The 13,825-nt window shown below is 64.5% G+C and carries 14 protein-coding genes; 8 read left to right on the plus strand and 6 right to left on the minus strand.

The features are described from left to right. Nucleotides 1–231: 231 nt before the first annotated feature. From AB9K35_RS04970 to AB9K35_RS04985, 4 genes are all read right to left on the minus strand, one after another. On the minus strand, nucleotides 232–1,416 hold the full coding sequence (locus AB9K35_RS04970) for a VWA domain-containing protein (RefSeq protein WP_369924763.1): 1,185 nt from the start codon (nucleotides 1,414–1,416) through the stop codon (nucleotides 232–234). A 15-nt stretch (nucleotides 1,417–1,431) separates the two neighbouring features. Beyond that, the gene (locus tag AB9K35_RS04975) at nucleotides 1,432–1,599 is read right to left on the minus strand and encodes a hypothetical protein (RefSeq protein ID WP_369924764.1); all 168 of its coding nucleotides are present in this window, start codon (nucleotides 1,597–1,599) and stop codon (nucleotides 1,432–1,434) included. Nucleotides 1,600–1,634: 35 nt separating this feature from the next. After that, nucleotides 1,635–3,017 (minus strand): DUF2927 domain-containing protein, encoded by a 1,383-nt coding sequence (locus AB9K35_RS04980; RefSeq protein WP_369924765.1) that lies wholly within the window; start codon nucleotides 3,015–3,017, stop codon nucleotides 1,635–1,637. Nucleotides 3,018–3,187: 170 nt separating this feature from the next. Next, nucleotides 3,188–4,027 (minus strand): AAA family ATPase, encoded by an 840-nt coding sequence (locus AB9K35_RS04985; protein WP_369924766.1) that lies wholly within the window; start codon nucleotides 4,025–4,027, stop codon nucleotides 3,188–3,190. Nucleotides 4,028–4,213: 186 nt separating this feature from the next. On the opposite strand from AB9K35_RS04985, the gene dksA reads away from it, so the two are divergent. Further along, nucleotides 4,214–4,636 (plus strand): RNA polymerase-binding protein DksA, encoded by a 423-nt coding sequence (dksA, locus tag AB9K35_RS04990; RefSeq protein WP_369924836.1) that lies wholly within the window; start codon nucleotides 4,214–4,216, stop codon nucleotides 4,634–4,636. Nucleotides 4,637–4,740: 104 nt separating this feature from the next. Then, entirely contained in the window at nucleotides 4,741–5,907 is a 1,167-nt protein-coding gene (locus AB9K35_RS04995; RefSeq protein WP_369924767.1) for an FAD-dependent monooxygenase, read from the plus strand. A gap of 129 nt (nucleotides 5,908–6,036) precedes the next feature. Here the strand turns inward: AB9K35_RS04995 and xth are convergent, their stop codons facing one another. Next, nucleotides 6,037–6,843, minus strand: coding sequence for an exodeoxyribonuclease III (gene xth, locus AB9K35_RS05000; RefSeq protein WP_369924768.1), 807 nt, complete (start codon nucleotides 6,841–6,843; stop codon nucleotides 6,037–6,039). A 374-nt stretch (nucleotides 6,844–7,217) separates the two neighbouring features. On the opposite strand from xth, the gene AB9K35_RS05005 reads away from it, so the two are divergent. The 3 genes from AB9K35_RS05005 (at nucleotide 7,218) to AB9K35_RS05015 (ending at nucleotide 9,781) form a co-directional block, all read left to right on the plus strand. Beyond that, nucleotides 7,218–7,529 carry a hypothetical protein gene (locus AB9K35_RS05005; RefSeq protein WP_369924769.1) on the plus strand — a complete coding sequence of 104 codons (312 nt, stop codon included), beginning with the start codon at nucleotides 7,218–7,220 and terminating at the stop codon, nucleotides 7,527–7,529. Between the two features lie 168 nt (nucleotides 7,530–7,697). Then, nucleotides 7,698–8,861, plus strand: coding sequence for a hypothetical protein (locus AB9K35_RS05010; protein WP_369924770.1), 1,164 nt, complete (start codon nucleotides 7,698–7,700; stop codon nucleotides 8,859–8,861). Next, the gene (locus AB9K35_RS05015; protein WP_369924771.1) at nucleotides 8,858–9,781 is read left to right on the plus strand and encodes a DMT family transporter; all 924 of its coding nucleotides are present in this window, start codon (nucleotides 8,858–8,860) and stop codon (nucleotides 9,779–9,781) included. Before AB9K35_RS05010 ends, AB9K35_RS05015 begins: the two co-directional genes overlap by 4 nt. 110 nt (nucleotides 9,782–9,891) lie before the next feature. Here the strand turns inward: AB9K35_RS05015 and AB9K35_RS05020 are convergent, their stop codons facing one another. Next, nucleotides 9,892–10,215: an iron-sulfur cluster assembly accessory protein gene (locus tag AB9K35_RS05020; RefSeq protein WP_222453455.1), complete on the minus strand. Its 324-nt coding sequence runs from the start codon at nucleotides 10,213–10,215 to the stop codon at nucleotides 9,892–9,894. A gap of 100 nt (nucleotides 10,216–10,315) precedes the next feature. Between AB9K35_RS05020 and AB9K35_RS05025 the strand changes: the two genes are divergently transcribed. From AB9K35_RS05025 to argS, 3 genes are all read left to right on the plus strand, one after another. Next, complete coding sequence (locus AB9K35_RS05025; protein WP_222453454.1) at nucleotides 10,316–11,467, plus strand: deoxyguanosinetriphosphate triphosphohydrolase; 1,152 nt, start codon at nucleotides 10,316–10,318, stop codon at nucleotides 11,465–11,467. A 123-nt stretch (nucleotides 11,468–11,590) separates the two neighbouring features. Continuing rightward, a complete protein-coding gene (locus AB9K35_RS05030; protein WP_369924772.1) occupies nucleotides 11,591–11,890 on the plus strand; it encodes a YciI family protein in 300 nt (99 codons plus the stop codon). Nucleotides 11,891–12,037: 147 nt separating this feature from the next. After that, a complete protein-coding gene (gene argS / locus AB9K35_RS05035) occupies nucleotides 12,038–13,783 on the plus strand; it encodes an arginine--tRNA ligase (protein WP_369924773.1) in 1,746 nt (581 codons plus the stop codon). Nucleotides 13,784–13,825: the final 42 nt, after the last annotated feature.

The following is a 13,825-nucleotide window of genomic DNA, read 5'->3' on the forward strand; positions in this document are numbered from 1 at the left end:
GCTCCCCGTCGGGGGGGGGAGGGGGGGGACGTACGTTCTTGGTGGTGGGTCCTGGGGCGGGGGGGGGTCTCGGGTGTTCCTGGGGCTTTCCATGGGAAGCCCCCAGGCCATGCCCAAAGCCGCCAGACGGTGCTGGCGTCAGCCAGCGCAGGCGCGGGTGCGGGAGGGCTTGGCGGGAGTAGCTGCCGGTTGCCGGGCAGGGGCCTAACAAGGGGGGGGCAAGCGGAGGGCTTAGCGCGACAGCTCGCGCATGCCGCGGTCCAGGCCGTCCAGCGTCATCGGCACCATGCGACCCTCGAAGATTTCGCGGATCATGCCGATTGACTGGGTGTAGTCCCAGTACTTCTCCGGCACCGGGTTGATCCAGAGGTTCGCGCTCCAGGCTTCCCGCGCGCGCTGCAGCCAGACCTGGCCCGCCTCCTCGTTCCAGTGCTCGTTGGCACCGCCGGCATAGGCGATTTCGTAAGGGCTCATCGAGGCATCGCCGACGAAGATGCATTTGTAATCCGGCCCGTAGGTGCGCAGCACCTCGTGGGTGGGGATCTTTTCGGCCCAGCGGCGGCGGTTGTCGCGCCAGACGCCTTCGTACAGACAGTTGTGGAAGTAGTAGTATTCCAGGTGCTTGAACTCGGCGCGGGCGGCGGAGAACAGCTCCTCCACCACCTGGATATGCGGGTCCATCGAGCCGCCCACGTCCAGAAACAGCAGCACCTTCACGGCATTGTGCCGCTCGGGCCGGGTCTTTACGTCAAGATAGCCGTGTTCGGCGGTGGAGCGGATGGTGCCGTCGAGGTCCAGCTCCTCCTGCGCGCCCTCGCGGACCCAGCGACGCAGGCGTTTCAGGGCGACCTTGATGTTGCGGGTGCCAAGCTCGACATCGCCGTCGAGGTTCCTGAACTCGCGCTTGTCCCAGACCTTCACGGCGCGCTGGTGGCGGCTCTTGTCCTGGCCGATGCGCACGCCCTCGGGGTTGTAGCCGTAGGCGCCAAAGGGGGAGGTGCCGGCGGTGCCGATCCACTTGTTGCCGCCCTGGTGGCGGCCCTGCTGTTCCTTGAGGCGCTCCTTCAGCGTCTCCATCAGCTTGTCGAAGCCGCCCAAAGCCTCGATCTCGGCCTTCTCCTCGGCGCTCAGATGCTTTTCCGCCATCTTGCGCAGCCAGTCCTCGGGGATGTCGACGGCCTCCATCACCGCCTCGGCCGGGATCGCCTCCAGCCCCTCGAAGGTGGCGGCAAAGGCGCGGTCGAAACGGTCGATGTGGCGTTCGTCCTTCACCATGGCGGCGCGGGCGAGGTAGTAGAAGCCTTCGATATCGTAGGTGACGAGACCGGCCCGCATCCCTTCCAGAAAGGTCAGATACTCGCGCAGCGACACCGGGATGGCGGCCTTGCGCAGGTTTTCAAAGAAGGGCTGGAACATATCGGCGCGCTCCGGTCAGGCCAGCAGTCGGTGCGTCAACAGCGTCGCCAACAGGCCGAGGATCCCAAAGACGATGGCATAGACTGCGCCGTATTGCAGCATGTCCAATGTATTGCCGCCCCGCTTGCGGGCCTTAAACGCGCCCAGCAGAGCTCCCAGCAGCAAACCGCCTATTACGATCATGTCATGTTCCGTCTTCTGTTGTTGTCGCTGTCGTCCTAAGGACGGCGGGACGTCAGGGGCCGCAAGGATGCGATGTCCTCCAGCCGCGCCTTGACCTGCCAATCCGCGCCATAGCCGTAGCGTGCCCATCCAAGGCTGTCCAGCCTGACCCGGCGCGCCTCGACCATGCGGCCGGTGAGCTCAAGCGCCTCGGCCTGCAACATCAGAAGCGTCGACAAAAGCGCCGCGTTTTGATGGGCTGCGGCGGTGGCAGAGGCTGGCTCCAGCCGCGCCAGTGCGGCCTCGCCCCGGCCCGAGGCGATATCCTGCGCAGCCAGCTGGACGGCCAGTTTTGCCTGATGCAGCGCGGTGCCGGGTTGGCCCTGCAGGAAGCTTTCGGCCGTGAGGTAATGCTGTCGCGCCAACAGCGGCTCTCGCGGGTGCAGCGTGCGCCCGAGGAGATAGTGGCTGAGCGCGCGGCGGTGGTCGTGCCAGCCGAGGTCACGGGCGATGGCGGCGGCGTCATTTGCGGCGCGGGTGCGTGTGCGCACGGGGGCGTGGGGATCCAGGGCCTGTTCGACCGCGTCGATCCAGGCGCGCGGCGTCGGTGGCAGCCAGAGCGTGGCATGCCGGGCACCTGCCGGATTCAGCCGCGCGAGGATCGCGGGCAGTCGCGCGGCGACTTCGGTGCGGGTCATGCCGGTGCGCAACTCCGGGGCATAGGTGGCCCGCAGGATCAGCATGTCAAACCCGGTCAGAACCGCATGAACGTTGTCGTCGTTGAAGATCGAGTCCGGCAGCCGATAGAGGTCGTTCAGCGGTCCGATCGCCTGAGCCAGCTCTTCGTGCAGGCAATCGCGGACCTCTTGCAGGCTGACGTCATTGGGGATGAAAACGGCCAGCTTCTCGCGTTGGTGCAACAGCGACCAGCGCGTCCGCGGGTTGCGCCGGTTGCGCCGGTATTCCGCAAGCGACGATACGTTTGGCACCACGAAACACGCGGCCTTTGGCAGCGCGCGCCGGATCTGGGTCCGCGAAACCGACTCGATGGTGATGCGGGCGGTCGTGTCTGCATCTGCTGAGCCAAGAACGTGAATGTCGATCCCCGCCTCGTTGCGCAAGCGGGTCAGCAGTGCGGCCAGCTCCCGCCGGAATCCCGGGGCAGGCTCACCGGTTACCCGCAGGGTGATCGGGCTCTCGAACCGGGAAAAATGGGGCAGGCTGGCACCGCCCTCCAGCTCGAAGTGCAGGTCGAGGAAGTCGCGGGCGATATCCGTGTTGGAGCGTTGCGGGGCGGACGGCGGACGCGGGGTGAACACCTTTACCGGGGGCAAGACCAGCACCGCAGAAGCTGCGCGGGTGGGCGGCGGCGCCTCCGCCCCAGGTCGCGCGCATCCCGTCAGCGCCAGTGCGGTCAGGGCGACCATGCCCAAACGCATCAGGCGGCTGCTGACAGGGCGGGGCGTGGTCCGGGCTTGCAAAGGGGCGTCAGCGGGCACTCAGGCGTCTCCTATCGGCCCGGCTGAAGTTGGCCTGGCATCCTTGTCTTGGTGATAGGCCAAGGAACCGGCAAATTGAAGCAAAACAGCCCACCGCCGGATGACACCGCTCAGCGCCGCCCGCGCGCCATGAAGGCGAGCCGCTCGAACAGGTGCACGTCCTGCTCGTTCTTCAGCAGGGCGCCGTGCAGTTTCGGCAGCGCATCGGCTCCGTTGCGGGCAATGTCCTCGGGGCCCAGGTCTTCGGCCAGCAACAGTTTCAACCAGTCGATCACTTCCGAGGTCGAGGGCTTCTTCTTCAACCCCTGGGTTTCGCGGATCTCGTAGAACTGGGTCAGGGCCGCGGTCAGCAGCGCCTCCTTGATGCCGGGGTGATGCACCTCGACGATCTTCTTCATCGTCTCGGCATCCGGAAAGCGGATGTAGTGGAAGAAGCAGCGGCGCAGGAACGCGTCGGGCAGCTCCTTTTCGTTGTTGGAGGTGATGATGATCACCGGCCGGTGCTTGGCGCGGATGGTTTCGCCGGTCTCGTAGACGTGGAACTCCATCTTGTCGAGTTCGTGCAAGAGGTCGTTCGGGAACTCGATATCGGCCTTGTCGATCTCGTCGATCAGCAGCACCACGCGCTCGTCCGCCTCGAAGGCCTGCCACAGCTTGCCCTTCTTGATGTAGTTCTTCACATCATGGACTCGCTCGTCGCCCAGCTGGCTGTCGCGCAACCGGCTGACGGCGTCGTATTCGTAAAGCCCCTGCTGCGCGCGGGTGGTGGATTTGACGTTCCACTCGATCATCTGCATACCCAGCGCCGAGGCCACCTGTTTGGCCAGCTCGGTCTTGCCGGTGCCCGGTTCCCCCTTGACCAGCAGCGGGCGCTCCAGCGTGACGGCCGCGTTTACCGCGACTTTCAGGTCGTCGGTGGCGACATATTCCTTAGTACCTTGAAACTTCATATCTTTCCCGTTCCGATCCTGATCGCGGGGCGCAGGCCCCCTTGTTGCCTTTCTTTTAACCAAACCAGACTACTATTGTGTAGTGACATTCCTGCCCGATAGGGATAAACGCAGCGGCAGAGGGGGAGCCACAATGTTCAGGTGTAAATTATGACCAGCATTATGGGCCAGACCGAAGGAGCCGAAATGAAGCAAGAAGTGTTTCTGCCGGACGACTACCGCCCGGCCGAAGATGAGCCGTTCATGAACGAACGGCAGCTTGAGTATTTCCGACGTAAGCTATTGAACTGGAAAGAAGAGTTGCTGTCCGACAGCCGCGACACGATCGAGGGGCTGCAGGACAACACCCGCAACATCCCCGATGTTGCCGACCGCGCCAGCGAAGAGACAGACCGCGCGCTGGAGCTGCGTACGCGGGACCGCCAGCGCAAGCTGGTTGCCAAGATCGATGCCGCGCTGCGCCGTATCGACGAAGGTGAATACGGCTATTGCGAAGTGACCGGTGATCCGATCTCGCTGAAACGCCTGGACGCCCGACCGATCGCAACCATGAGCCTGGAAGCCCAGGAGCGCCACGAGCGCCGGGAAAAGGTCCATCGCGACGACTGAACGGCCGAAATTGCGTCAAAAATGAAAGAAACCTGAACGCCGGGGGCTTTTGCTCCGGCGTTTTTTGTTTCATTTGGTGCAGGCTTGCAACACGGCGGACCCTCATGGAACTCAAAGGCCTCAAGATCACCATTATCGGCTCCGGCATCGGCGGGTTGACCGCGGCGGTGGCGCTGCGCAGGCTTGGGGCGTCCGTCACGGTGCTGGAACAGGCCAGCGCGATCACCGAGGTTGGCGCCGGCTTGCAGATCAGCCCCAACGGGGTCGCGGTTCTGCGGGCGCTGGATCTGGCGGATGATCTGGCCTGGTGTTCCCAGCGGGCCCGGGCCGTGGTGTTGCGCAGTCACCGGCGCGGCGCAGAGGTGCTGCGACTGGATCTGGACCAATATGCCGCTGGCTTGCCCTATTACATGGTGCACCGGTCGGATCTGATCGGCCTTCTGGCAGCCGCCGCGCGCCGCGCGGGGGTGCAGGTGCGCCTGCTGCAAAAGGTCGAGCGGGTCGAGGTCGGCGCCCGGACGGTGGTGCATCTGGGCAATGGCGCGCAATGCGGCGGCGACGTGGTGATTGGCGCCGATGGTCTTCATTCGAAAATGCGCACGGCGCTGAACGGGGGCGATCAGCCTTTCTTCACGGGGCAGGTGGCCTGGCGGGCGACCGTTCCCAATCACCTGAACCTGCCGCCCGAGGCGCAGGTCTTCATGGGGCCGCGGCGGCACCTGGTGGCCTATCCGCTGCGCGATGGCCGGTTGGTCAACCTCGTGGCGGTGCAGGCGCGCCGCAGCTGGGCCGAGGAAGGCTGGCAGTTCCGTGATGACCCGGCGAACCTGCGGGCCGCTTTCGCCGGCTTCGGCGGGGCCGCCGCGGCGTTGCTGGAGGCGGTCGACGAGGTGATGCTGTGGGGGCTGTTCCGCCATCCGGTGGCAGAGTGCTGGCACCGGGGCAATGCGGCGATCGTCGGCGATGCGGCGCATCCGACGCTGCCTTTCATGGCGCAGGGGGCCAATCTGGCGCTAGAAGATGCCTGGGTGCTGGCGCGCTCGCTGGCCGAGGCCCCGGGGGTCGAAAGCGGTCTGGCCATGTACCAGCAACGGCGCCGTGACCGGGCGGAGAAGGTCGTACGCACCGCCAGCCGCAATGCTTGGAAATATCACCTGCGTGCGCCGCTGAACTGGCCGGCGCACCAGGTGCTGAAACTGGCAGGGCGGTTCGCCCCGGAGCGGATGGTGCGGCAGTTCGACTGGATCTACCGCCATGACGTGACCGCCTGAGGCCGCCGTACCGACAGCTGCCCGGGGTCGCGCGCATACAAGCTGCGCTGCGTCTCCCTCCGTCGGAACAACGATCCCCGTCAATTTGGGGACCGGTTCCCCCGGTCGGAGGCGCGACGCGTCCCTGTGTTACAGATCGAGCTCCACCCAGACAGGCACATGGTCCGAAGGTTTTTCGCGCCCCCGCACATCCTTGTCGATCTGGCAGTCCAGCAGCAGGTCCGCCGCCTGGGGGGTGAGCAGGAAATGGTCGATGCGGATACCGTCGTTGCGGTTCCACGCCCCGGCCTGGTAGTCCCAGAACGAGTAGTGTCCCGGCTCGGGGTGGCGCGCCCGGAACGCCTCGGTAAAGCCGAGGTTGAGGATCCTCTGATAGGCGGCCCGGCTTTCCGGACGATGCAGCGCATCCTCGACCCAGGCTTCAGGGCGTTTGGCGTCCTCGGGCTGGGGGATGATGTTGTAATCCCCGGCCATGAGGGCAGGCATCTCCTGATCAAGAAGCGCCTGCGCACGGGCCTTGAGCCGTTCCATCCAGGCCAGCTTGTAGGCATATTTGCCGCCCGCCACCGGGGTTCCGTCAGCCTCCAGTTCAACCGGGTTGCCGTTGGGCAGATAAAGGCCGCAGATTCGGATCGCCTGCTGACCAACCACCGTGGCTTCGATCCAGCGGGCCTGTTCGTCGGCATCATCCCCCGGCAAACCCCGGTTCACGTCCTCCAGCGGCAGTTTCGACAGGATGGCGACGCCGTTGAAGCTTTTCTGGCCGTGGGTCTCCACGTTGTAGCCCCGTTCCTCGAACACCTCGCGCGGAAAGGCCTCGTCGACGGACTTGATCTCCTGCAGCACCACCACATCGGGTTGCGCCTCGTCCAGCCAGTCCGGCAGCGCCTGCGCGCGGGCCTTGATGCCATTGATGTTGAACGTGGCGATTTTCATGGCTTGCCTCCGACGCATGGTGCTGTATTCACGCGCTGATCTATCGCCCAATCGCGGGGCCGGAGCAAGGTGAATGCGCGCCGGTCAGCCTCCGCTGCGAATCATGCGGGTGTGGCATTCGGGAAACTGCCTTTGTGCATCTGCAAAGCGAACTTCCGATTTGCGGCGAAGGACGTGCGTTTTGTCGCGTGTGCATAACTTCATCTCTCGCCTGTGGATCGTTTGAAATCATTTTGACCCGCTAAATGACAGTCGGTGAAAGTTCATGTGGGTATAATCATGGATTGTTTACTGTCGTTAAAATTCTACTTTTTGTTGAGTGGTCGCCATGTCAGCGTCAGTGGGGTAACCGTCTCAAACACATGAGGTTTCCGATGTCTGCACTGCGCAAGTTCACCGAATTTTCCGTTTCGCACAGCGAGGAGTTGCCCTTGGCCGATTTGCACGCAGGGGGCGGGGTCGAGATGTTCTCCTCCGGCTCCCTGCCGCAACGGGATGCAGATGTCAGCCTTGGCGAGGCCGTAGGGTGCTTTTCTTCCGGCTCCGCCCCCTCGGCGCGGCTCTCTGACACCGTCTGCGGCAACCAGGTGGGGCTCTATTCCTCCGGGTCGTCACCAGCGGCGCGGGGCAGCGGGGCGGCGATGGACGCCGGTGTGGCAACGGGGCTTTTCTCCTCCGGCAGCTGATCTGAACTGCGCCTTGGCGGGCCCGTCTATATGTCCGCCATCTGCCAAATTTCGCAGGGCTCGCCGAGGCACGCTCCCAAGGTGCGGTCAAAACGGCTCTCCTGCTCAATAACGGGCGCACTGGCTGGACAAGACCCTGGCCGGTGCCCCTCGCTCGACGAGTTTCCAATGGCCCAAATCATTCCTCTTTCCGTCCAGCCCTCCGGCCCTGCCTTCCATGGAGGCCGCACGGGCTTTGCGCGCGGGTCCATTGGGGGCGGTTCGTCGCCGCAACGGGCGTTGGTCGCGGCTTTCGCGCGGGGCCGCCGTCGCGAGGAGGATGTGTTCTGGCTCAAGGAAAACGCCGAGCTTCTGAACATCCTGCAATGCACGGGGCATCGGTTCGCGGATGATTCGCTCGCGGTTCTGGCCCCGTTTTACGCTGCAGCTCCGCGGCATCTGAGCTTTTTTCGCCAATATTACCGGTTCATCCTGTCCATCTGCCTCGACCTCGAAGATCTCGGGATGGAGGGGGAGAGCGGCGCGCAAATGGCGCAGTGGGTGGCGAGGCAGGAATTGGTGCAGGCCGAACTGTCCGACCTGCAACGGGCCGAGGCCCGCCGCCTGCTGGAGCGCCGCGACGTGCAGTTGGCTGATGCAGGATTGGACGACCGCCTGCGCGGGTTTGCGTCGCGCTCGCAAACCTTTGCCATTCCGAACAAAAAAGCGGCCTACGAGCTGACCCATATCGTCTTCTACCTGTCCGAATACGGGCAACGGGACCCGGATCTGCCAGCGCAGGTAAAGACCAGTCTGGAATATGCCGGATTGGTCGCCTTTCTCGATCAGGATGCGGATCTTCTGGCCGAAATCTGCATCGCCCTGCGCTATGCCGGGCATCCGCCGCCGTTGCAGTGGGAGGCCTGGCTCGACCGGGCGTTAACGGAGTTTTCACTCGCAAAAGGCGAGTTTTATGGTGTCAACGACGATTATCACGCGTATTTTGTGATGAATTGGCTGATGGTTCTCTCGGGTCGCCGTGGTTTTCGGCATCCGGTGCCGCGAACTGTTGGTCCAGCAACGGCTGGGGGAGAGGCCGGGGCGCGCGGGGGTGGTGTCTCGCGTGGGCTGCTCGTTTCCGGGCCGCAGGGAGGAAGTGTTTTGAAACATTTGTCCGAGGCCGTTTTCAAGGCAGGCGAAACGCGGCCACACTGGCCGTCGATCAAGTCCCGCTGCCAGAGCGCCTTGACGCCGCAGGCGCAGCAGGTGCTGAGGTCCGCGGAGCAGAGCTGCGCTGACTTCGACGGCTTTTTCGAGTGTTTTGCCCGTGCGGGCCACGCGGCTCCGGCATGAGCCGCGTTCGGACCCAGAGCCTTCTCGGCGCCCTGCTTGTGGTGATCTACACGGGGTTGATCGCCTCGGCCGATGGCATAACCAAGGTCCTGGCAGGGGGCTATGGCCCGGTGCAGATCTACGCCTTGTCCGGGGCGGTCGTTGTGCTGTTGTGCCGCCTCGCCGACCGGCTCCCGGGGCAGCGCCGGGGGTTCGCCACCAGCTGCCCGCGTGCGACGGCCTTGCGCAGCCTCGCAACGGTCATCGCCGCGATTTGCTTTTTTCAGGCCTTCCGGCTGCTGCCCTTTGCAGAAGTCTTCGTGTTCATCGGTCTCATGCCATTGCTGGCCGGGGCCATGTCGGGCGCGCTGCTGAACGAGCCGGTGCGCCCGGCGGCCTGGCTGGCACTGCTGGCGGGGTTCGCCGGGATGCTGTTTCTGTTCCCGCGCGGCCTGGCTACGGTCTCGGCCGGTCATCTGCTGGCCTTGATGGCGGCGGTTGCGGGCACGTTCTCGATGACCATGGCGCGCTACATCGGCCGTTTCGAGGCGAAACCGCTTGTCCAGGTCTTCTACCCGAATCTGTGTCTTTGCCTGCTGATGCTCCTGCTGGTTCCCTTTGTCTGGCAGCCCATGTCCGCAGGGGACGTGGGGTGGGTGCTGGCCTATGCGCTGCTGCTGTTTGCGGCCCGTTGGTTGCTGGTGGTGGCGCTGCGGCTTCTGGCCTCTTATGCGGTCACGCCGCTGATGAACTTGCAATTCATCTGGATGGCGGTCATTGGCGCGCTCGGGTTCGGGGAGTACCCGCCATTGACCACCTATGTCGGGGGGCTCGTTGTCGTGGGCTCGGGGCTGTATCTGGTGTGGGATCAATTCGCGCCGCGCGGGCCGCAAACGGCTGCGCAACCGACGCGACCGGCGCGGCTGCGCACCGATCCCTGAGGCTGCCCGGCACAGGTGGCGAGTGCAGCCCGCGGTGTGGCCAATGGCCGTCAGTCAGCGGGGTGTCAGAGCCGCCGGAGATCGCATCAGATGCCCCGGACGCCCCGCGCTTACATCGAAAAAGACGTCCCGCAGCCGCAGCTGGAGGTGGCGTTGGGGTTTTCGATGGTGAAACGCGCGCCGATCAGCTCTTCGGTGAAATCGATCACCGCGTTTTCCAGGAAGGGCAGCGACACCGTGTCGACCACGACTTTCTCACCCTGACCTTCCAGAACCAGGTCGTCGGGCTTGGCCTCGTCCAGCGCGATCTCGTACTGAAAGCCGGAACAGCCGCCGCCTTCCACCGCGATACGCAGCGCCTGACCCTGTGCAGCGGCGCCGATTTCGGCCAGCCGGGCAAAGGCGCGGTCGGTCACTTTGGGGGGCAGTTGCATGGTCGTTCTCCGCAGGCTCAGGTTGCAGCGCAAAGCTTTATATAGAAAGGTGCAGTAAAAGCGGCAAGATGTAGAACCTGTTCGGGGGGAAAGATTTCTGATGCATGCACCATATGCCACCATGCCGGAGCGCAGCCGTGGACGTCAGGTCGCCGAGGAAGAAAGCTCTTTTCGGTCCCCGTACCAGCGTGACCGCGACCGCATCATCCACGCCAGCGCCTTTCGGCGGCTGAAGCACAAGACCCAGGTTTTCGTCGAGCACGAGGGCGACAACTACCGCACCCGGCTCACCCACTCGATCGAGGTGGGTCAGGTGGGCCGCACCATTGCCGGCGCGCTGGGGCTGAACCAGGAGCTGACCGAGGCGGTGGCGTTGGCGCATGATCTGGGCCACACGCCCTTCGGCCACACCGGCGAGGATGCGCTGCATGCGCTGATGGCGCCCTACGGCGGTTTTGACCACAACGCCCAGGCCATCCGCATCGTGACCCGGCTGGAGCGTCACTACGCCGCCTTCGATGGCTTGAACCTCACCTGGGAAACCCTTGAGGCGATTGCCAAGCATAATGGCCCGGTGGTGGGGGAACTGCCCTGGGCGCTGGCCGAGTGCAATGCGGAGATAGACCTCGAGCTGCACAGCCACGCCAGTGCCGAGGCGCAGGTGGCGGCGCTTTCCGATGATATCGCCTATAACAACCACGACCTTCAGGACGGGCTGCGCGCCGGGCTGTTCACCGATGCGGACATCGCCGATTTGCCGCTCATCGGGCCCTGTTATGCCGAGGTCGATCGGATCTACCCCGGCCTGGAGGCCAACCGCCGCCGCCACGAGGCGCTGCGCCGGTTCTTCGGGGTTCTGGTAGGGGATGTGATCGACACCGCCCGCGCCAACCTGTCGGACAGCGGCGTGCGGTCGGTGGAGGAGGTGCGGGCGCTCGGGCGACCGGTGGTGACGTTCTCGGAGGGCTTGTGGCGCGACCTGAAGGAGGTACGGAGCTTTCTGTTCACCCGCATGTACCGCGCGCCCTCGGTGATGGAGAAGCGGGCCAAGGTTGCCAGCGTGGTCGAGGCGCTGTTTCCGCATTTCCTGGACAATCCGGCGCATATGCCGGAGCGCTGGCAGCCGGAAATCGCGGCGGCCCCCGACCGCGTCGCACGTGCGCGCATCGTTTCCGACTACATTGCCGGCATGACGGACCGTTTCGCCCTGCAACAGTACGAGCGGCTGTTCGGCACCCCGGTCAAGGTGTGACGCCTGCGGGTCGGCGACCGGCGCGCAACCGATCTGGCCCTAAGCGCGGCTTGCGGCTGGCCCTATGACGCGGTGCCGCCAAGGCGGTAAGCCCCAGGGAGGGCTGCAACAAGGGGAAGCGTTATGGCGCGCTGGACGGTCACATTCACGGACAGGCCGGAGATGGACCGGGTGCGCGGCGCGAAGCGGCGGCGCGAAGCGCATATTGCCTTTGTGCGGGCACATCCCGAGTTGCAGATCGGCGGTGCGCTGGCGATGCGTCCGATGCAGGATTTTCCCGGGGCGATCTGGAACGTCGAGGCCGAGACCCGGCAAGACGTGGAGCGGCTGATCCGGCAGGACCCCTATTTCACGGACGCCCTGCGCAGCTATCGGATCCGGCGCTGGGGCACGGCGGCTGCGCTGCAGGGCAGCGGCAGCTGACGGCCGTGGCCCGCGGTGACGAAAGCCGGTCCGACCTCATGGATTCTGCGTCCCGCACCCGGGGATGAGGCCCGCAGTGGCGGCAAGGCTGTTGACCCTGCCTCTGCCCCTCGGTATCCGCCTCTTTGAACATATGGGACGCCAGATATGAACCTCTTTACCGATATCCGCTCGCTTGTGATTGACAGCCTCACCGCCATGACCACGGAGGGCGTGCTGCCGGAAGGCCTCGATTTTGCCAATGTCGCGGTGGAACCGCCGCGCGATGCCGCCCATGGGGACATGGCGACCAATGCTGCCATGGTGCTGGCCAAGCCCGCCAAGATGAAACCGCGGGACATCGCCGAGGCGCTGGCGGCCAAATTGGCCGCGGATGACCGCGTCACCTCGGCCGAGGTGGCAGGCCCCGGCTTTCTGAACCTGCGCCTCGCTCCGGGCATCTGGCAGGGGGTGCTGAAATCGGTCCTGGACGCAGGCACGGATTACGGCCGTTCGGACATGGGGGCAGGCAAGCGGGTGAACGTGGAATACGTCTCCGCCAACCCGACCGGCCCGCTGCACGTGGGCCACACCCGCGGCGCAGTGTTCGGCGATGCTCTGGCCTCGCTCCTGGCCTATGCGGGCTACGACGTGACGCGCGAATACTACATCAACGATGGTGGCGGCCAGGTCGACGTGCTGGCGCGCTCCGTCTACCTGCGCTACCTGGAGGCGCACGGCCAGGAGATCGCCTTTGCCGACGGCACCTATCCCGGCGATTACCTGAAGCCGGTCGGCCAGGCGCTGAAGGATAAAGTGGGGGATGCCTATCTCGATCAGCCCGAAGACGTCTGGCTGGCCGAGGTGCGCGAATTCTCCACCGATGCGATGATGGAATTGATCCGCGAGGATCTGGCCCAGCTCGGCATCGAGATGGATGTGTTCTATTCGGAAAAATCGCTCTACGGCACCGGCAAGATCGAGGCCGCGCTGGCCGCGCTCGAAGCCAAGGGGCTGATCTACCAGGGCGTGCTGGAGCCGCCGAAGGGCAAGAAACCCGATGATTGGGAGCCGCGCGAGCAGACGCTGTTCAAATCCACCGACCACGGCGATGACGTCGACCGCGCGGTGAAGAAATCCGACGGCTCCTGGACCTATTTCGCGCCCGACATCGCCTATCACTACGACAAGGTGGAACGCGGCTTTGACGAGCTGATCGACATCTTCGGCGCCGACCACGGTGGTTACGTCAAGCGGATGAAGGCGGCGGTGTCGGCGCTGTCCGACGGCAAGGTGCCGCTGGACATCAAGCTGTGCCAGCTGGTCAAGCTGTTCAAGGATGGTCAAGAATTCAAGATGTCCAAGCGCGCGGGCACCTTCGTCACCCTGCGCGACGTGGTTGATGCGGTGGGCGCTGATGTGACCCGCTTCATGCTGCTGACGCGCAAGAACGACCAAGGCTTCGACTTTGACCTCGACAAGGCGCTGGAGCAGTCCAAGGACAACCCGGTGTTCTACGTGCAATATGCCAACGCGCGGATCTGCTCGACCCTGCGCAAGGCGGGCGAGCAGGGCATTGCGGCCGATGATGCGACGCTGAAGGCGGCCGATCTGGGGCTGATTGCCGACCCGGCACAGCTGGCGGTGGCCAAGAAGCTGGCCGAATGGCCGCGCCAGGTGGAGATTGCCGCACGCACCCACGAACCGCACCGGATTGCCTTCTATCTCTATGATCTGGCATCGGAATTGCACGGTCTGTACCACCTCGGCAAATCGCAGGAAGGTTTACGATTTGTTAACGAGAGCAGCCAATCGGCAACACATGCGAATTTGGCTCTGGCGCGGGCCGTTTCCGTTGTCATTTCCGCGGGGCTTGGTATTCTTGGCGTCAAACCGGCAGAAGAGATGCGATAACCACCGGGGGCGCCAGCTCTCGATGGTATAAATTCCACATTC

This window comes from Leisingera sp. XS_AS12, from assembly GCF_041224635.1.
GTDB lineage: Bacteria > Pseudomonadota > Alphaproteobacteria > Rhodobacterales > Rhodobacteraceae > Leisingera.